This is a genomic window from Aerococcus suis (genome assembly GCF_900176325.1).
Classification (GTDB): domain Bacteria; phylum Bacillota; class Bacilli; order Lactobacillales; family Aerococcaceae; genus Aerococcus; species Aerococcus suis.
The window spans coordinates 307,402-327,069 of sequence record NZ_FWXK01000001.1 but is presented as its reverse complement, the minus strand read 5'-3'; the positions used below and the strand labels follow the sequence as shown (position 1 = coordinate 327,069).

General features: G+C 36.4%; 19 protein-coding genes and 1 other annotated feature. Of the genes, 13 read left to right on the top strand and 6 right to left on the bottom strand.

The window, feature by feature from the left end:
• Positions 1 to 11 precede the first annotated feature (11 nt).
• The 3 genes from B8955_RS01555 (at position 12) to B8955_RS01545 (ending at position 4,035) form a co-directional block, all read left to right on the top strand.
• The gene (locus tag B8955_RS01555; protein ID WP_084097962.1) at positions 12 to 1,373 is read left to right on the top strand and encodes a D-serine ammonia-lyase; all 1,362 of its coding nucleotides are present in this window, start codon (positions 12 to 14) and stop codon (positions 1,371 to 1,373) included.
• A 149-nt stretch (positions 1,374 to 1,522) separates the two neighbouring features.
• Positions 1,523 to 2,365: a class A sortase gene (locus B8955_RS01550; RefSeq protein ID WP_084097916.1), complete on the top strand. Its 843-nt coding sequence runs from the start codon at positions 1,523 to 1,525 to the stop codon at positions 2,363 to 2,365.
• A gap of 185 nt (positions 2,366 to 2,550) precedes the next feature.
• Positions 2,551 to 4,035, top strand: a complete 1,485-nt coding sequence (locus B8955_RS01545) for a carbon starvation CstA family protein (protein ID WP_084097915.1) — start codon at positions 2,551 to 2,553, stop codon at positions 4,033 to 4,035.
• Positions 4,036 to 4,080: 45 nt separating this feature from the next.
• On the opposite strand, the gene B8955_RS01540 is transcribed toward B8955_RS01545, so the two are convergent.
• Positions 4,081 to 5,040 (bottom strand): DUF1002 domain-containing protein, encoded by a 960-nt coding sequence (locus B8955_RS01540; protein WP_084097914.1) that lies wholly within the window; start codon positions 5,038 to 5,040, stop codon positions 4,081 to 4,083.
• A 140-nt stretch (positions 5,041 to 5,180) separates the two neighbouring features.
• The gene (locus B8955_RS06870; RefSeq protein ID WP_159444411.1) at positions 5,181 to 5,294 is read right to left on the bottom strand and encodes a putative metal homeostasis protein; all 114 of its coding nucleotides are present in this window, start codon (positions 5,292 to 5,294) and stop codon (positions 5,181 to 5,183) included.
• A gap of 112 nt (positions 5,295 to 5,406) precedes the next feature.
• Here B8955_RS06870 and rpsN point away from each other — a divergent pair, with 112 nt between their 5' ends.
• A complete protein-coding gene (rpsN, locus tag B8955_RS01535; RefSeq protein ID WP_084097913.1) occupies positions 5,407 to 5,676 on the top strand; it encodes a 30S ribosomal protein S14 in 270 nt (89 codons plus the stop codon).
• A gap of 58 nt (positions 5,677 to 5,734) precedes the next feature.
• Here rpsN and B8955_RS01530 read toward each other — a convergent pair whose 3' ends face one another.
• Both B8955_RS01530 and B8955_RS01525 read right to left on the bottom strand, forming a co-directional pair.
• A complete protein-coding gene (locus B8955_RS01530) occupies positions 5,735 to 7,012 on the bottom strand; it encodes a putative glycoside hydrolase (protein ID WP_084097912.1) in 1,278 nt (425 codons plus the stop codon).
• Positions 7,005 to 7,607: a YkyA family protein gene (locus B8955_RS01525; protein ID WP_084097911.1), complete on the bottom strand. Its 603-nt coding sequence runs from the start codon at positions 7,605 to 7,607 to the stop codon at positions 7,005 to 7,007. Before B8955_RS01525 ends, B8955_RS01530 begins: the two co-directional genes overlap by 8 nt.
• A 270-nt stretch (positions 7,608 to 7,877) precedes the next feature.
• Between B8955_RS01525 and B8955_RS01520 the strand changes: the two genes are divergently transcribed.
• From B8955_RS01520 to B8955_RS01510, 3 genes are all read left to right on the top strand, one after another.
• Positions 7,878 to 8,846 carry an alpha/beta hydrolase gene (locus B8955_RS01520; RefSeq protein ID WP_084097910.1) on the top strand — a complete coding sequence of 323 codons (969 nt, stop codon included), beginning with the start codon at positions 7,878 to 7,880 and terminating at the stop codon, positions 8,844 to 8,846.
• 43 nt (positions 8,847 to 8,889) lie between these two features.
• Complete coding sequence (locus B8955_RS01515) at positions 8,890 to 9,579, top strand: zinc metallopeptidase (RefSeq protein ID WP_200804251.1); 690 nt, start codon at positions 8,890 to 8,892, stop codon at positions 9,577 to 9,579.
• A 134-nt stretch (positions 9,580 to 9,713) separates the two neighbouring features.
• Positions 9,714 to 10,478: a DUF975 family protein gene (locus B8955_RS01510; protein WP_084097908.1), complete on the top strand. Its 765-nt coding sequence runs from the start codon at positions 9,714 to 9,716 to the stop codon at positions 10,476 to 10,478.
• Positions 10,479 to 10,602: 124 nt separating this feature from the next.
• On the opposite strand, the gene glnA is transcribed toward B8955_RS01510, so the two are convergent.
• On the bottom strand, positions 10,603 to 11,940 hold the full coding sequence (glnA, locus tag B8955_RS01505; RefSeq protein WP_084097907.1) for a type I glutamate--ammonia ligase: 1,338 nt from the start codon (positions 11,938 to 11,940) through the stop codon (positions 10,603 to 10,605).
• Between the two features lie 252 nt (positions 11,941 to 12,192).
• Here glnA and B8955_RS01500 point away from each other — a divergent pair, with 252 nt between their 5' ends.
• The 5 genes from B8955_RS01500 (at position 12,193) to B8955_RS01485 (ending at position 16,472) form a co-directional block, all read left to right on the top strand.
• Positions 12,193 to 12,876 (top strand): NAD(P)H-dependent oxidoreductase, encoded by a 684-nt coding sequence (locus B8955_RS01500; RefSeq protein WP_084097906.1) that lies wholly within the window; start codon positions 12,193 to 12,195, stop codon positions 12,874 to 12,876.
• A gap of 32 nt (positions 12,877 to 12,908) precedes the next feature.
• Positions 12,909 to 13,082: a hypothetical protein gene (locus tag B8955_RS06920; RefSeq protein ID WP_200804247.1), complete on the top strand. Its 174-nt coding sequence runs from the start codon at positions 12,909 to 12,911 to the stop codon at positions 13,080 to 13,082.
• Position 13,083: 1 nt separating this feature from the next.
• On the top strand, positions 13,084 to 14,259 hold the full coding sequence (locus B8955_RS01495; RefSeq protein WP_159444410.1) for a M20 metallopeptidase family protein: 1,176 nt from the start codon (positions 13,084 to 13,086) through the stop codon (positions 14,257 to 14,259).
• 63 nt (positions 14,260 to 14,322) lie between these two features.
• Positions 14,323 to 14,514: a binding site (T-box leader), on the top strand.
• A 45-nt stretch (positions 14,515 to 14,559) separates the two neighbouring features.
• On the top strand, positions 14,560 to 15,819 hold the full coding sequence (gene tyrS, locus B8955_RS01490; RefSeq protein ID WP_084097904.1) for a tyrosine--tRNA ligase: 1,260 nt from the start codon (positions 14,560 to 14,562) through the stop codon (positions 15,817 to 15,819).
• Between the two features lie 95 nt (positions 15,820 to 15,914).
• The gene (locus B8955_RS01485; RefSeq protein WP_234983496.1) at positions 15,915 to 16,472 is read left to right on the top strand and encodes a C40 family peptidase; all 558 of its coding nucleotides are present in this window, start codon (positions 15,915 to 15,917) and stop codon (positions 16,470 to 16,472) included.
• 68 nt (positions 16,473 to 16,540) lie between these two features.
• On the opposite strand, the gene B8955_RS01480 is transcribed toward B8955_RS01485, so the two are convergent.
• Positions 16,541 to 17,485 (bottom strand): glycosyltransferase family 2 protein, encoded by a 945-nt coding sequence (locus B8955_RS01480; RefSeq protein WP_084097902.1) that lies wholly within the window; start codon positions 17,483 to 17,485, stop codon positions 16,541 to 16,543.
• A 141-nt stretch (positions 17,486 to 17,626) separates the two neighbouring features.
• On the opposite strand from B8955_RS01480, the gene metG reads away from it, so the two are divergent.
• Positions 17,627 to 19,630 (top strand): methionine--tRNA ligase, encoded by a 2,004-nt coding sequence (gene metG, locus B8955_RS01475; RefSeq protein ID WP_084097901.1) that lies wholly within the window; start codon positions 17,627 to 17,629, stop codon positions 19,628 to 19,630.
• The last annotated feature ends 38 nt before the right edge of the window (positions 19,631 to 19,668 follow it).

The window sequence follows — 19,668 nt, the reverse complement described above, 5'->3', positions numbered from 1 at the left end:
CAATGGTAGAAATGAATATTGAAAAATGGACAAAAGAAAATCCAGAATTAGAACAAGTCTTAAAAGGCGAACCTGTATTCTGGATTAATGGCGAAAGCAAAACAGTTGAAGAAGCTAACGCGATTTCTGAATATTCTCAAAAAGATGTTGAAGATGCAGAAGCTCGTTATGAACGTTTTGCCCCATTCATTGCCCAAGAATTTGAAGACACACGTGACAACAATGGGATTATTGAATCTTTCATTACTGAAGTGCCAAACTTCAAATCTTTCTTAGAAGATGAATACAACACTGATATTGAAGGTCGCGTTTTCTTAAAACGTGATGACCAATTACCTATCGCTGGTACAATTAAAGCTCGTGGTGCGATTTATGAAGTATTACACCACGCTGAAGAAGTTGCTATTGAAGCAGGCTTATTATCAGGTTACGATGACGATTACAAAAAATTCGCTTCTGATGAATTTAAAGAATACTTCAGCAACAAAAAAGTGGTTGTAGGTACAACAGGTAACTTAGGTATTTCTGTTGGGGTAATGGCTGCCAAATTTGGTTTTGAAGCGATTGTTCATATGTCTAGTGAAGCTAAACAATGGAAAAAAGATTACCTACGTAGCCATGGTGTAAACGTTGTTGAGCATAAAACAAACTTTACTTTGGCAGTAGAACAAGGACGTCAAGCTGCTGAAGCTGATCCAGATGCATACTTCGTTGATGATGAACATTCTAAATACTTATTCTTAGGATATACTGCTGCTGGTATGCGCTTGAAAAAACAATTAGAAGCAGAAGAAATTAAAATTAGTGAAGAAAACCCTCTATTCATGTACTTACCATGTGGTGTTGGAGGTAGCCCAGGTGGTATCACATTTGGTCTTAAACAAGTATTTGGTGACAATGTTCACTGCTTCTTCGCTGAACCAACTCAAGTGGCATCAATGATGGTTGGATTAATGTCTAACGAATTCTCAGAAGTTGCCGTTGATGACTTTGATTTAGACGGTAAAACAAACATGGATGGTTTAGCTGTTCCACGTACTTCACAATTCGTTGCTAAATTAATGCAAATGTACTTCGATGGTGGATTTACTGTTGGTGAAGAAGAAGCTAACTACAACTTAGCTGCCTTAGATGATATTGAAGACATCGCTATTGAACCAGCTGCCGTAGCCGGAATTCCTGGTATTGCACGTATCTTTACTTCAGAACAAGGTAAAGGCTACATTGCTGACAAAGGTTTAACTGACAAAATGGGTAATGCCACTCATATTGCTTGGTTAACTGGTGGTTCAATGGTACCTTACGAAGACCATAAAGCGTTCTTCCAACAAGGTATCGATGCTGGTTATGAACCAAAACGTAAATCATATTAATAAGTAAGCATAAATTAATCTCCTTATGTTTATGCGAGAGGTTGGCTAGTCACCAACCTCTTTTTTATTGTAAGTTAAGTAGTAAAGCTTGCAATATCACCTATTTATGCTTACTATACTAGTAGAATAAATAAAGAGAAGGTAAACAAATGAAAAAGAAATGGCCTTGGCAAAAAATAGTTGGAACGTTATTAATGGTGATTGGAATTGTGTTATTAGCAATTAATTTTTTACCAAATCCAGTCATCCACCACAATGTTCAGAAATCGCATGATGCGGTCGGAGATTTAACGGCTGAAGACATTCGTAAAAATGATGAAGAAGATGAGGATGCATCGTTTGATTTCGCAGCGGTTGACAATATTTCTCCTACTGATGTTTATACTGACCCGTTAGATTTAGAAGATAGTACGATTTTAGGTCAGCTCGTTGTTCCTCAAGTCGAATTGAATATGACAATCTTTAAGGGAGTTAGTGATCAAGTACTGTATACAGGTGTTGGAACGATGCGTCCAGACGTGAAGATGGGAGCCGGTAATTATAGCTTAGCCGGTCACTATGATTGGAATGACCGTTTATTACACCGCTTAAATTGGATAAAATCAGGTGATGTGATTCGTATTACGGATAAAGATAAAATTTATGAGTACGTTGCCGTGGAAAATGATGTCGTGGAACCAACAGCGACGGAATTAATTACTGATGAGTGGGCGGAAGATAAATACGGTCAACCGATTATTTCATTAATGAATTGTTTCTACCCACAACGTTATTTCGATGGTGATGATGACCGCTATTTCGTTTTTGGGGTATTAGTTAATGAAACGGATTATTCAGAAGATAAGATGAATAATCCAGAATTTAATTGGGATTCTCAAGACGAAAAACAAGAATTTGAAGAAAATAATCCAAGTAAAGATGAAAACTATCATTTTGATGAATACAAAGAAAATCAGTGGAAAGATCGTGAAGAGACATTAGAAAACAAATAATTTCACAAGGCGAGTTTGATGGCTCGCCTTTTTTGATGGCTAAAAAAGTTGATATATCAGTGAACGGGGAGGAGATATATGGAATCGGCGATTGATTGTGAACAAAATCATTAAATTGACATTTGTGAAATAAAGGAGGATAATCAAATTAACGAAAGCGTTAACAAAACAAAGGAGGAAATAATATGGTAACGTTTATAGGCGGAATTGTTTTATTAATTTTGGGCTATTTTATTTATGGTGCATATATTGATCGGACATTTGAACCAGCGACTGATCGCGAAACACCAGCTGAAGTTTTACGAGATAATTTAGACTTTGTTCCAATGCCAAGATGGAAGAATGCCATTATTGAGCTATTAAATATTGCCGGTACGGGTCCTATTTTTGGCCCAATTATGGGGGCGTTATATGGTCCAGTAGCATACATTTGGATTGTCTTTGGATGTATTTTTGCAGGAGGAGTCCATGATTATATGTTAGGGATGGTTTCCCTACGAAATAATGGTGACCAATTACCATCGCTAGCAGGTAAGTATATCGGGAAAGTGGCGCGACATTTAGTCAACTTATTCGCATGTTTATTACTATTATTAGTTGGAACAGTGTTTGTCACATCACCTGCAAATCTGATTCAACAAGCTTTACCTTTTGGTTCTAACTTACAAGTCATTATTGTGTTAATTTTTATCTATTATTTAGTCTCAACCGTTTTACCTATCGATAAAGCGATTGGGAAAGTTTACCCGTGGTTTGGAGCCATTCTCATTTTAAGTACAATTGCCATTGGAGTAACGTTAATCTTTAGCGATTTTACGATTCCTAATTTAACCCCAGCGACTATGCAAAATTTCCATCCTAAAGGGTTAGCGATTTTCCCGGGAATGTTCTTTACTATTTCTTGTGGCGCGATGTCAGGATTCCATGCGACTCAAGCGCCTATGGTTTCACGGACAATTACTAATGAACGAGAAGGTCGATTTACTTTTTATGGCATGATGATTGGTGAAGGGATTATTGCCATGATTTGGGCAGCAGCAGCTATGAGTTTATTTGATGGCCAAACACTGAGTGATATGATTGATGCCGGGACAGCGTCTGTAGTGGTTGATGCGGTATCAAAAATGTTACTAGGGAATGTCTTCGGGACTATTGCTATCTTAGGTGTTATTGTTTTACCAATTTCATCTGGACTATCTGCATTTAGAAGTTTACGAATTATTATTGCCGATTATTTAAATATTAAACAAGACACGCTAGCTAAAATTATGGCGATTACGTTACCAGTTTATGTGATTTCATTTATTTTAACGAAAGTTGATTTTAATATCTTATGGCGGTATTTTAACTGGGCTAACCAAGTGACAGCTGTGTTAGCGCTACTAGTGACAACGCGTTACTTATTCTTGAAAAGTAAAAACTATTGGGTCACATTTATTCCTGGTATCTTTATGCTATATGCTTGTGTGGTGTATATCTTCAGTGAACCAATCGGATTAGGATTAGGATTGGGTGTTATCTCTTATATTGGTGGGTTAATTGTTACAGGCATTTTAGTGGCTGTGTATTGGTATCAAGGAGTTCATCAAAAAGAATCCTTAGATCCACAAGCAAAATTGCTTCATGATGAATGGCCAATTTTAACCCGAGATCCAGATTTAGCTAAATAGCAATATATAATAAAAAAGTCAGGATGTGAGTCCTGACTTTTTTAGTTAAAAGGTCATATTAAACAAATCATTAAAGAAGTCCTTAATTTGTTGCCAAATTGAGGTGGCTTCATTTTTCATTTCTTCTTTTTGCTCAGGATCGGTATTTTCCCAAGCGGTTTTCGCTTTATTTAATAAATCGCCACCGGTTTTTTGTAGCTGTTCACCGAAGTTACGGATTTGATCACGTTGTTCATCGGATAGTTCTAACTCGCTAAACTTATTCATTTGATTCTCAATAGCGGTAATATTTTCAGCAGAGATAACATTTTCTAAGTTGTAGTTATTCACAACATTATTAACGATGACTTGTATATCGTCGCTAGAAATAGACCCACCATTTTCTTCTTTTTTATCTTCAATAGTGGTTTTGATTTCGGCGATAGCGGCATTTAATAAGTCATCTGAATAGCCTTCTTTATCTTTATTTTCTTGGGTGATTTGGGAAGTCACGTTTAACTCATCTTGAGCAACTGAAACCGCTTGATCATTTAAGCCTTCACCACTTGCGTCAAACGCTTTGTATACCCCAGCTAACGCACCAGAACCATCGACAGGGACAGCAGAAGCGACTTTAATATCAACATCAACTGCACCAGCTGTTAGCGCAGCATTTTCGTATTGGCGTTCAGTAATGGCGGTAATGGTATCTGGAGTTAAAATTTCGACTGAAATAGCTCCATTATTATCCGCAGGGGTGATATAAGCTGATGAATAAACTTGTTGATAAGGATAGTCATCATTTAACAAATCATTTAATTCATTAACTCGTACTTGGATTTCTTCCGCATCATTATCAACACCCAGTTCATCACGTGTTTTTTCAAATTGTTCAGGCGTTAACGTTTCACCATAAGTGAATTTGGGTTCGATAGCTACTTTATCAGCTAAAACACTAGGGGCAAAAGCAGCTAATCCTAGAGCCATAGTGGCACTCGTTAATAAAATCGTTGTTTTTTTACGCATATAAACTCCTCCATATCAGCTTTCCAAATGAAAGCGATGATTACTTAACATTATTTTATCATGCTTTGCGGGGGAATGTTTAAGGAAAGCGTAAATAAGATAATAAGAGAATCTTAAGAATACCACGAATGATTATATGTTTAATTGGTTTTACGACTGACTTGTTTTAATATTTTTTGCGCACGTTGGCGTGTTTTACGGTTAGGACTTTTTAGACGGCGTAAAGCACTAGAACGATCATTTTTTTCTGACATATGAGTTCCTCCTTGACAAGTGGGTTCTTTTTTACTAAAATCGTAAACGTTACGATTTACAAAAACTAATTTATCAAGGAATTCAATAGTTGTCAATAGGAGGAATACATTTATGGCCAAAAAAGCTAAAATTGAAAAAATGAAACAACGTGAAGCAATGGTCGCTAAATATGCTGAGAAACGCCGGGCTTTGAAAGCAGCAGGGGACTATGCAGGGTTACAAAAATTACCACGTGATGCATCGCCAACTCGTCTTCATCATCGCGACCGTATTGATGGACGTCCCCATGGTTATATGCGTAAATTTGGGATGAGTCGGGTGAAATTTAGAGAATTAGCGCATAAAGGTCAAATACCAGGTGTTAAAAAAGCGAGCTGGTAATGAAAAAAGAGCAAGCCAAACGATTAAGTTTGGCTTGCTCTTTGTCATTTAATGGGTGTTATTTATAATCTACACCTGTTGTATATTCATTACCGGCATTCCATAGTAAGTATTCGTTAATTCCATGATCAGCTAAGGCATCGATTTGTGCTTGGACAGCATTCGCGTCGTATTCCATATACATACCGCCACCTAGATAAGAAGCTGTAAAGTCTTGTAACCATGGACGAGTTTTTGTTTTAGAATCAATATCATCTAATAAGGCTAGCTCTTTTTGAGCGTAGTGGTCAACAACCCCATAAGGTTCTTTATCTGGAGCAGGGTAATCAAAGTAACCTGGACCCCAATGAGAAGGATAAATCATTGATGAAATAACATCGACGTTATCAGCAATACCACGGAAGTTTTGACCAATACCTGGCGTACTTTCTACAACGGTAACATAACCGAAGATATCAGCACTTACTTCGACCCCATAAGGATGCAACTCTTTTTGGGCATAGGCTAAGAAATCAGTAATGGTTTTTTCACGTGCTTCAGTAGAGCCTTTACCATATTCGCTATAATCGCCCATATCATATTCTAAGTCTTCGCCAAATGTTTCGAAGGCTTCTGGAAAACGAACATAATCGAATTGGATGTCTTTAAACCCTAATTTCGCTGCTCCTTTGGCTACTTCGACCATATACTTCCAGTTTTCTTTATCATATGGGTTTAAGAAAGCATCGCCAATATCATTTGTCCAAACATCTCCAGATGAGGTTCTAAATGAACGCTCTGGATGGGCTTTTGCTAGTTTAGTATCTTTAAACGTTGTAATCCGCGCGATTGGATAGATTTGTTTCTCTTCAAAAGTCTTCATTAATTGATTAATATCAACAGCATTAGTTTCGTTATCTTTAATTAAGTCATTATCTGTTTTTACTGGCATAGTAATTGATCCATAGTCATCTTTGACATCAACGACAACAGAGTTCAAACCAGTTTGATCAATCATATCAACATTATGTTTAACAACTTCAGGGTCAGCTGCACCGCCGCCTGATAAATAAATTCCTTTAACGCCGTCTTCAGGGTAGGCAATATCGACACCACTATCATAAGTGAATTGACTAGGCGTTGGACTAGGAGAGTCGATTAATTGACCATTATTAACGTTAATTTTACCATCAATCTTCACATCATCTTCAGCAACGATTGGTTCGTTATCGCTACCGGAACCAGCTGGGAAATTAAACGTTCCTGGAAATTGACGAGCTATAATCAGTAATAGGACAACAACAGCTACAATAGCCAGAGTAATGATAGGCCATGGAAATTTACCTTTTTTATTCATTGTTATCCTCCTCCCGATTATCTAACTCATGAAGTTTACTTAAAGCAGATTCTAATTCTTTCAGATGGTTTTGGGCATCTTCATGTTGTTCATTTACTTTATCTAAACCGTTTTGATAACCTTCGAAATCCATATCACTTTCGGTTAATTGGTTGTAGTAAGTCTCTTCTTCAGACAATACATTGTGGTAGGAATCCAAATAGCTATTCAACTGTTTAACAACAGTTTCACTAGGTTCTAATAAAGATTTGAAATCTTTTTCATCCTCTTCAGATAAATCGCCATTGGATAAAGCGTCATTCATCTTATCAATATCAGTAGAAAAATCGTCTTTAATATTATCAAGGTCATCAATTGCTTTTTGACGCGTTGAACGATTTTCTGATAATTGGTCAGTAGAGATATCATCTTCTTTAAATGCTTCGCTGAATGTACCAGAAAGTTTGGACTCAGCAACTTGAATTGTTTCTAATGCTTCTTCACTAGCATCGGCTTGTTCATGAACACTATTTGCAATGTCTTGCGGATTATGTTGGCAAGCCACTAAAAGTAGCGTTCCTGTAGATACTAGACCTAGTTTGACTAATTGTTTCACTACCATCCCTCTTTCTATGCGTGTTGGTTCATTATAAATTATTTTTCCATTATTTTAAAGTAAAGTGAGGTAACATGAGTAAATACTTGTAATTAACGTCAAAAGAAGAGAGAATTATAAGCAAAATATTTGTCTTGAGTTTTATTTATAAGCAGACTTTTCTAAGCTGATGTAATGAGAAGGATGATTGAGAAATCAGTCTGTAGATGGATAGTGATTTTATCTTTTTTGATTATAATGAAAGAAATAGTATCTTAGCAGGAGGTTAGTATGAGTGGAGAGAATCGTAACCGGGGGGTTCGTTTAGGGTTAGCAGCTATTGCTTCAGGATTAGGTTATGCTTTTCATGCGTTGAGTCAAGATCGTAGTATTCGAAGTAAGATACGAGAAGACGCTGGGAAAATAAAACAAAATTTAGCTTCTGACGATTCTGAAGAAGCGGCCGTGAAACGAATTAATCACCGAATTAATGCTTACAAGGCCTCAAGTGATTTATTGAATTGTCCTTTTGCTCAAGATGTGACAACAGAATCATATTTAGGCGGAGAAGTTCAATGGATTAATTTTCATCAATTAAAAATGACGAATCATGTGCTCGTTTATTTTCATGGAGGACAGCGATTAGAACCTATGCAGCCTGAAGAATGGCGATTTGTTCATCGTTTAGGGAAGGAACAGAGTCTCCCTATTGCGATTATTCCGATACAACCGTTATTTGTTCGGTCGTTTGAACGTGAAATTGAGCAAACCTATAGCTTATTCAAAAACATTCAACAACGTTATTCTGGTAAGGAATGGATAAGTTTAAGTTATGACTCTGGTGCCTTACTGGCTTTAAATTTAGCTGAAGTCGCCCCGCAATTATTTAATCGAATGATTATTTTATCAGCGTGGTTTGGCTTACCGTCATCACAATTAATAATTAGTGAAAATGACTATTATACGCGTTTGACAGAAAATCAATTAATTAGTGAATTATGGCAAGAAAAAAATGATGTGATTCCTATTGACCATATTCAAATTGCGGATATGCCATTAGTTGTATTTATTGGCGGTAGCTATGATAGTTTACGGAATGGAATGATGCAATTATATAAACGATTGCGAGCGCATAATAAACCGACACGATATTATCAATTTGACCGTATGGTGCATGATTTTGCTCTACGTTCACTTCCTGAAGCTGACGAGGCAATTGATATTATCTATCAAGAAATCAAAAATGTGATAGAGACATAGTTTCTAATAGAATTTCTTGATATAATAGGCGAAAGGATGTGATATCATGCCAATCTTTTTTGACTGGACATATATATTAATTCTCATCGGGTTATTAATTTCCGGATGGGCAAGTGCAAATGTGAATAGTACGTTCAATAAATATAATAAATATGGAAATTCTAAACAGTTAACCGGAACAGATGTTGCTAAACGGATATTGCAACGGAGCGGGATAACAGATGTTAGTGTTGAACGGATTTCAGGAAACTTAACAGACCATTACGATCCCAGTCATAAAGTGTTACGACTATCTGATGCGACAGCAGATTCGACTTCGGTTGCTGCTATCGGTGTAGCAGCCCATGAATGTGGCCATGCTGTACAAGATCAAAAAGGTTATTTCTTTATGACATTACGCCAAAGAATTGTTCCTGTTGTTAATTTTGGAAGTAAAGCAGCGTTACCAATACTACTTTTAGGATTAATTTTCGGATATAATGAATTTTTAGTGAATATTGGGATTCTCTTGTTCTCATTAACCTTTGTTTTCCAACTAGTGACGTTACCAGTAGAATTTGATGCTTCTAAACGTGCATTAGAAATTATTCAAGCAGATAATATGCTAAATGCCCAAGAATTTCCAATGGCTAAAAAAACCTTACGTGCTGCTGCGTTGACTTATGTTGCTGCTGCAGTTGCGTCATTACTATCACTACTGCGAATCGTTATTTTATCTGGAAATCGAGATTAATTGAATGACGTAAACTATGAGGCCAAGTATCAAGCTTGGCCTTTTTATATGATGGTCATTCTAGATGTCATCCTAAAGACTGATGCCTTAGCTGGTGTACTATCGTAAACTATTAGTAATGGAGGTGATGTTCTGTGAGTGAAAGACAACATAAAAAGATTGCGAAACAATTTATGCGCCGTAATTGGCCGTGGTATGTGGTTTTGACTATTGTTTTTACAATGGCCATTTCGATTGCCTCATTATCCCCTGTTTTAACATTTCCTTTGGGAATCATTTTAGCGATAGTAAGCGCTTTACTCGTCACTGGCTTACAGACAGCGTATAAACGATTATTAATGGTTATTAAAAATGGATTAAATCCAGAGCTCTCACGTGATTTTGTGGCACCATTGTTAAACTATTCGCTATCATATACGATTACATTATGGTTGAAATATCTTTACTTAACGTTTTGGACATGTCTATTGATTATTCCTGGTATTTATAAGTGGTTAAGTTATGCTTTAGTAGAGTATATTATTATTGATTTCCCACAAATTCGTTACAATGAAGCAATTACGGCTAGTCGTCAATTAATGCGAGGGCATAAATGGCAATTAATTGGATTGTATTGTCGATTTATTTTATGGGATATCATCATTATGTTAACTTTTGGATTAGCTTATTTCTACGTTAAACCATACTTTACATTAGCAATGATTGATTTTTATGAAATGTGTCTAGAAGAGAATGGATATCCACAAATGTCTTCATTTGATGAGCATCGATGGGAGACGGAAAAACATTCAAACATGACGTTCTCTTCAGATGATGGAGCGAATGACCATCCTTCATCTACAGAAGGTGCTAATCGTTCGTCAGCTGAAGATATCACTTATGAGTGGGATGATTTTTAATTGCTAAAAGAGGATTATCAGAGCTGCCTTTTTAGCTGAAAAAAGTTTACTGATAAAAAATGTATAGTAAAAAGGGGTAAGAACTTTTTCTTACCCCTTTTACGTCTATCAGATGATAGATGAATTAATATTGTTTTAAGTAATTTTGTAGTTCCCATTCTGAAATTTGCATTGTATATTCTTTATATTCAACACGTTTGCTTGAAATGAAGTTATCTGAAATATGGGTACCAAGCGCATCTTGGACAACTTCGTCATTTTCTAATTCATTCACTGCACGGTGTAGAGAACCTGGTAATTTTTCGATGCCGATTTCAGCCAGTTCAGCAGAAGTCATATTATAGATATTGCGGTCAGTTGGTTCAGGAACTGGTTCAGCTTTTTCGATTCCATCTAGACCGGCGCCAATGATAGCTGCCATTGCTAAATATGGGTTTGCTGAAGGGTCAACCGAACGTAATTCAATACGAGTAGATACACCACGTGAAGATGGGATGCGGACAAGTGGTGAACGGTTATGAGCTGACCATGCAATATAAACAGGTGCTTCGTATCCAGACACGAGACGTTTGTATGAGTTGACTAGTGGGTTAGCGACAGCTGTAATAGCTTTGGCGTGATTTAAGACCCCTGTCATAAAGTGAAGCGCTGTTTTAGATAGTTCTAATTCTGCTTCTGGATCATAAAAAGCATTGCCATCTTTATTGAATAGTGACATATTGCAGTGCATACCAGAACCAGAAATACCGTAAATAGGTTTTGGCATAAATGTCGCATGTAAATTATGTTTACGAGCGATACTTTTAACGATTAATTTAAAAATTTGGATTTTGTCACAAGCGTCAACAACACTTGCGTATTTAAAGTCAATTTCGTGTTGACCGATAGCTGTTTCGTGATGTGAAGCTTCAACTTCGAAACCAAGTTCTTCTAATACTAGAACAATTTCGCGACGGCAGTTTTCTCCTAAATCGACAGGAGCTAAGTCGAAATAAGCCCCATAGTCATTTACTTTTGTCGTAGCTTCATTATTTTCGTCTAATTTGAATAGGAAAAACTCTGCTTCTGGACCTAAGTTAAAGTCGGTAAAGCCTTTATCGCTTAATTTATTCACCATTCGTTTTAAATTACTACGTGGGTCACCTTTAAACGGTTTGTGGTCTGGAGTATAAATATCACAGATTAACATTCCAATTTTGGTACTATTATCGCTTCCCCATGGAAAAACTAACCATGTATCTAAATCAGGGTATAAGTACATATCGGATTCTTCGATACGAACAAATCCTTCGATAGAAGAACCGTCAAACATCATTTTATTATCTAATGCTTTATCTAATTGACTAATTGGGATTTCGACATTTTTTAAAATCCCATTAACGTCTGAAAAAGCTAGACGAATAAAGTGTACATTTTTTTCTTTAGCATCGCGGCGGATGTCTTCAGCAGTCCATTTTGACATGATAAATTCCTTTCTTAAAACCATTTTTATTCGTTACAAAGTATTATTTCAAGATTATGTAATTGAGTATGAGGGATGTTTGTAGAAATTACAAGCAAAAGCTCTAATTCATGTAATAAAATCTAACATAAGTGTGGTTATGGGGATAAATGAGGGTGTGAAACGATTTAACGAGAAGAAAAGTAGTTTTACGGGTGATTATATTCAGACACTGTTATAATAGCGATAAGAGTGATGTAGAGAGGTGAGAGAATGCAAACAGTCATTTTTTGTGGACATCCTGATTTGTCAGAATCAGGAAGTCATCAATTTATGAAGGCAGCGGTACCTAAGGAAATTCCGTTTATAGAAATGGCAGAACATATGGATTCAGCAATGATACAAGCAGCACAACAACAGGTATTAGCCGCGAAACGGATTTTTTTACAATTTCCTCTATATTGGTATCAAGCGCCAGGGGTAGTTTCTAATTGGATCACGGCGGTTTTAACAGATGACTTTCTAGATAACTATCATCATCATTTACAAGGCAAAGAATTAGGGGTGCTTATTTCAATTGGTGTTCCTTTGAAACATTATCGTGATGGTGGCCGTGAGGATGTGACATTATCAGAATTATTGTCACCATATAAAACGTTAGCCCATGCTTTGGGGATGACTTACTTACCACCTTTTATTTTAGAGCAACACGGGTATAGTACCGACCGTATGAAGCGTTATCAATTGATTGCCTTCAAGGAACATTTAGATTTACCAGCTAATCCAACATTTTCACAACGATCTCATTGGTTAGTTCAGCAATTACAAAGTATTGCCAATGAAAAAGGAGATAATTATCCGGGATTACCATTACAGTTGATTGCGGATGAATGGAAAGAACGACTAGACGATTTAGCGATGATTGAGCGTGATCTACCTAAAAGTTCGTGGCGTTAAAATACTAAATAAATGTGGAAAGGAAATGCTTAATGGATGAGTGGACAGATGACATATTAGATCGGGCATATGCACAAGCAACTTCTTATGAAGAAAAAGCATTGTTTGAAGCAGTAAAACAATCAATTCGAGAAACCGATAAACGTTTAGAACAAGCAAAAGGCCAATTAGATGGTATGGCTTGGGATAAGGAAGGATGGGAATAATATGTCTCCATTAGATCGACTTACTCAGTTTGCGGAACCAATGATTAATTTACGCCGTTATTTTCATCAATATCCTGAACTCTCATTAGAAGAATTTCAAACGACCCAGTATATTGCTGATTTTTTTGAAGAATTAGGTCTAACTCCAAAATTATTAGAACCTACTGGATTAGTAGTCGATCTCCAAATTGATGATAAAAAACCATACTTGTTGTTAAGAGCTAATATAGATGGTGTATACATGACAGAACTTAATGATCATTTGGATTATCAGGCAGTTGATCAAGTGGCTATGCATGCGAATGGTCATGACGCTCAAATGGCTGCCTTAATGTATGTTGCAAAAACATTACTAGAATACAAAGAGCAATTAGCAATGAATATTCGATTTCTATTTCAACCTTCGAGTGAAGCCGCTGGAGGAGCGCAATTGATGATTGATCAAAATGTTTTATCAAATGTGGAGCTCATTTTTGGGTTGAATTGGGACCCATCACATAATACTGGGGCAATGGCACTTCCCAAAGGATTGACATATGGTAGAACGGCTATGTTTGAAGCAACATTTGGCGGTGATGCGAGTGCAGTTGCTCATCCTGAACAAGGAGTTGATACCTCAATTATGGCCGCTCAATTTATTTTGGCTTGTCAATCAGTGAATACGCGAACTATCGGACCATCAACGCCTTCATTAATTACGATAGGAACTGCCGAAATAGGTGAAAGATGGAATAGTATTCCATCTAAAGCTACGTTATCAGGAGTCGTTCGAACTTTTGACGAGTATGCTGATGAAGAAATCTCGCGAACCTTAGCTCGTCAAGCCAAAAGTATCGCTACTATGCAAGAGGGATTACAAACGTTTGATTATACCCCTATCAATGAAGCTGTCGTTATTGATGAAGAAATCGTTAACCATATTAAGGAAGAGTTACAGTCTAAACTGACTGATGTGAATTGGTTTGAAGCAAAACCAGCACTAGAATCAGAAGATTTTGGTGCTTATTTACAGGAAGTTCCTGGTTTTATGGGGATTGTTGGTATGGGTAATCATGAGATTGATACCACTTTTTCAGCGTATAATCCTCATTATCAAATGGATGAAGCAGCTATTATGAGCGGAGCACAATTATATTTATTAGTGGCTATGCATGATTGGCTTAATGATTTACGTTAGGAAGGTCTTTGAGTTGTGCTTGACAGTTTGATAGGACCTATTTATACTAACGTTAAAACACATATTGACACAATGAATGATCGAGTAGAATCAATAAGGAACTGAAGAGAGCTAGTGGTTGGTGAAAACTAGTGTCTTATTGTCTTTGAAATTACAATCAGGAGTGTTTCTCAATGAGACGTTATGCGCGTTAAGCAAAGAGTGGCTACTGATGGTAGCAATATGGGTGGTAACACGGTAAACATCGTCCCTCTAGTCGTTGATGGCTAGAGGGGCTTTTTTGTTAGGAAGGAGTTATATATGAATATTATTGATGAGTTAGAATGGCGAGGCGCCATTAATCAAATGACTGATGAAGAAGGATTGCGACAATTAACAGCAGATAAAGCGGTAGGTGTCTATTGCGGTGTTGACCCAACTGGAGATTCGCTTCATATTGGGCACTTGATTCCGTTTATGGTACTCAAACGATTCCAATTAGCTGGACATCGCCCAGTGATTGTTATTGGTGGAGCGACTGGTACTATCGGCGATCCATCTGGTAAATCAGAAGAACGAAACCTGCAATCAATGGAACAAGTTGAAAAAAATGCGCAACGATTAACGGCAATGATGAAACGGTTATTCTTAAAAGATGACGATGCCGATTTTAGAATTTTTAATAATTTTGATTGGGCGAAAGAATTAACGTTATTAGATTTTCTCCGTCATTATGGGAAACGATTCAATATTAATACGATGCTAGCGAAAGATATTGTAAGTAGCCGTTTAGAAACAGGAATTTCTTTTACAGAATTTGCTTACCAAATCTTACAATCAATTGACTTCCTACATCTTTATCAAGAAGCAGATGTCCAAGTTCAAGTTGGTGGTGGTGACCAATGGGGAAATATTACAGCTGGTTTAGAGTTAATTCGTAAAGAAGAAGGAACTGAAGCAGAAGCTTACGGGCTAACGATTCCATTAATGTTAAAATCTGACGGTACTAAATTTGGTAAGACAGCGGGAGGAGCTGTTTGGTTAGATCCAGAGAAAACATCACCATATGAATTTTATCAATTTTGGATTAATCAAGATGATGCAGATGTTATTAAGTATTTAAAATACTTTACTTTCTTAGATCAAGATGAAATTGCTGAATTAGAAACAGCTGTGGCAGAAGACCCAGGAAAACGTCTCGCTCAAAAACGTTTAGCTGAAGAAGTGACTCGCTTCGTTCATGGTGACGCTGGTTTGGCAGATGCGAAACAAATTACAGAAGCATTATTCTCAGGTAATATTCGCGATTTAACGGGTAAACAAATTGAACAAGGATTCCAAAATATGCCAGGACAAACTGTCCCTCGTGAACCCAATACTTTAGCGATTTGGTTAGTTGATAATGGCATTGAAAAATCTCGTCGTCAAGCGAGAGAAGATGTTAACAACGGTGCCATTCGTATTAACGGCGAAAAAATTACAGATGTTGATTACGAAATCACACCAGATATTGCCATTGAAAACAAATATGTTGTGGTTAGACGTGGTAAGAAAAAATACTTTTTAATGACTTTTGAATAATAACTAATAGCGGATAAGGCATAATGTCTTGTTCGCTTTTTTATACAGAAATCTCTCCGTATTTATAGATACTATACGATATGGAGGATGACTTAATGAAAAAATGGGTAATAGGTTTCATATTATTGAATTATTTAGCGGGGATGGTCCCAGAGGTTAATGCACAAATGGTTGGGATTACAAATAAAGATGTTGAAGCGATGAAAGATGGAGAAGATTTAACCCATTATCATCCGAATGCAGAAACTGTAAATCTCAATCCTTATTTATCAACAGTAAAAGATAAAAGTGAAGGAATGAGAGATAAAATTTATCAAGAAGCACAGCGTTATATCGGAACGCCCTATGTCTGGGGAGGGACGAGTCGAGCGGGAATTGACTGCTCCGGATTAGTTCAAGTTGTCTTTCGAGCACATGGAATCGCATTGCCTCGTATTACTCAAGAACAGCAATTATTAGGTAAAAGGAAATCTATTCAACAAGCTAAGAAAGGGGACTTATACTTCTGGGAAGATAATAGGGGAGATGTTTACCATGTGGCTATAGCGAATGGTGATGGCGGTTATGTGCATGCGCCAAGTCCCGGGCAATATGTAGGAAATGGACATATTTATGACTTTTCTCCAAGTTTTATGATTCGTATTTTGCCATAAAAAAAGAGATAGGAATGTTTTTATCAGCATTCTTATCTCTTTTGTTTTTATAAGCTCATAGAGAACGATTAATGGCGATCTTTATTTCTAATATCGGATTCTTTTACAATAAATAGCGGTCTTTTTTTGGATTCTAAGTAAATGTGACTTAAGTATTTTCCTAATATTCCCAAAGAGAATAATTGACTTCCGCTGACAAATAAAATAATAACAATTAAAGATGTCCATCCTGAAGTAGGGTTACCAAATAATAAAGTCCTGATTAAGAAAAATATACCAAGGACAATTGCTAATATAAAAAGAATAAACCCTAAAACAGAGGAAAGTGTTAGTGGAACGGTAGAAAAGGAAGTGATTCCATCCAAGGCATAAAGGAGTAACTGCCAAAATGACCAAGACGTTTCACCAGCTTTTCTCTCAATATTATTATATGGAAGGTATTTAGTATTAAATCCAACCCATGAAAATATTCCTTTTGAAAAGCGATTGTATTCGGTCATTTGTAAGATAGCATCCACCATTTGCCGTGTCATCATACGATAGTCACGTGCACCATCAACAATTTCAGTTTGCGAAATTTTATTAATTACTTGATAAAATTTTTTGCTAAAAAATGATCTGATTGGTGGTTCTCCTTCACGTGTTAGTCGTCTAGTTCCTACACAGTCATAATCAGTTGTTGTTAGGATATTAAACATTTCTGGTAATAATTCAGGAGGGTCTTGAAGATCAACGTCCATTAAAACGACAAAGTCTCCTGCCGCATACTGTAATCCTGCGTAAATACCTGCTTCTTTACCAAAATTTCTTGAAAAAGAAACGTAGTGTACATGTGAAGGGTCTAGCTGTTTTAATCGTTTCATCTGTTGAAGAGAGTTATCTTTGGAACCATCATTGACAAAAATATATTCGCGGTTTAGAGGCAATGGTATATTTTCTAAGTAGTCGTAGAAAATTGGAATCATTTCTTCTTCATTAAAACATGGGACAACGATTGATAGTAGAGGTTGCATAAATAAACACCTTTCGTGAAAGTTATTTATTATTATAAGGGATAATCCTAGATGTTTCTAGAGTAAGAGTACTACTGATGTAAAAATATTATCTGTATTATGGTATACTTATTAGGAAAATTTTAAAGGAGGCACTCATTCGTGACTAACAAAGAAACTTTTTATATTACAACTCCCATCTATTATCCAAGTGGGAAATTACACATTGGAAATGCGTATTCAACCATTGCAGCCGATGTTATGGCTCGGTATAAACGAGCTATGGGCTATGATGTCTTTTATTTAACTGGGGCTGATGAACATGGATTGAAAATCCAACAAAAAGCGGAAGAACAAGGGATTTCTCCTCAAGAATATGTTGACGGTATGGCTAGCGATATGCAAGATTTATGGCAACGTTTAGATATTAGTAATGATAAGTTTATTCGAACAACAGATAAAGATCATGAAGAAGCCATTCAAGCAATTTTTGAAAAATTATTAGCGCAAGGCGATATCTATTTAGGAGAATACGAAGGTTGGTATTCAGTTGCTGATGAAGAGTATTTTACTGAAACGCAATTAGCAGAAGTTTATCATGATGATGAAGGTCATGTGATTGGTGGTAAAGCTCCTTCAGGTCATGAAGTCGAATTAGTCAAAGAAGAATCTTATTTCTTCAGAATGAGTAAATATGCCGATCGTTTATTACAGTATTACGATGAGCATCCAGACTTTATTCAACCAGAATCTCGTAAAAATGAGATGATTAATAATTTCATTAAACCAGGCTTAGAAGATTTAGCAGTGACTCGTACGTCATTTACTTGGGGGGCACAAGTAAAATCTAATCCTAAACATGTGATTTATGTTTGGATTGATGCGTTAGCAAACTATATTACGGCATTAGGTTATCCTAATAACACAGAAAACTTTACCAAATATTGGCCAGCTAATATCCATATGGTAGGTAAAGAAATTGTTCGTTTCCATACCATTTATTGGCCGATTATGTTAATGGCTTTAGACTTACCGTTACCAAAACAAATATTCGGTCATGGATGGCTATTAATGCAAGATGGTAAAATGTCTAAATCTAAAGGAAACGTTGTTTACCCTGATATGTTAGTTGACCGTTATGGATTAGATGCGTTGCGTTATTATTTAATGCGCGAAGTTCGTTTCGGTTCTGATGGTGTCTTCACACCAGAAAACTTCATTAATCGCATTAATTATGACTTAGCCAACGATTTAGGAAACTTATTGAATCGTACCATTTCAATGATTAATAAATATTTAGATGGTCAAGTTGGTGCCTACCCAGGTCAAGTCACTGATTTTGATGCGCCATTAGAAGCTTTAATCAAAGAAAATATTGAAAAATATCATGACAATATTAATGACTTACAATTTAGTGTGGTATTAGATAATGTTTGGGAAATTGTGTCACGTACTAACAAGTATATCGATGAAACAATGCCTTGGATTTTAGCTAAAGATGATACAAAACAAGAGGAATTACGTTCTGTAATGTATCACTTAGCGGATGCTTTACGTATTGTGGCTCGGCTTATTCAACCAGTGATGACGCAAACACCAGCTAAAATTTTTACACAGCTAGGGTTAAACCCAGATGACTTAGGAACGTTGGATGAATTAGAAATTGGGGCTTATCCTAAAACTGCTCAAGTGATTGCTAAAGGAAAACCTATTTTCCCACGTCTTGATCGTGATGAAGAGGTAGCATACATTCAAGAACAAATGCAGGCAAATGCCCCTAAAGATAGTAATCAACCATTTGATCCTAATGAAACAGAATTAGTATCTACTAAGAAAAAACAAATTAAATTTGATGTTTTTGAACGGGTAGAATTAAAAGTGGCGGAAATTATTGACTGTGACTTTGTCGAAGGTGCTGACAAGTTATTGAAATTCCGTCTGGATGCTGGCGATAAAGGCCATCGTCAAATATTATCTGGTATTCGTGAGTTTTATGATGATCCTAAAGCCTTAATCGGTAAAAAAGTCGTTATTGTCGCTAACTTAAAACCACGTAAAATGCGCGGAGAAATCTCACAAGGTATGATTTTATCTGCTGAAAAAGATGGACAATTATCGATTGTTTTTGCTCCAGATGATGCTCCTAATGGTAGTGAAGTCGCATAAGATAGTATTTGAAATAGGCGCTAATCATTTGAATTAGC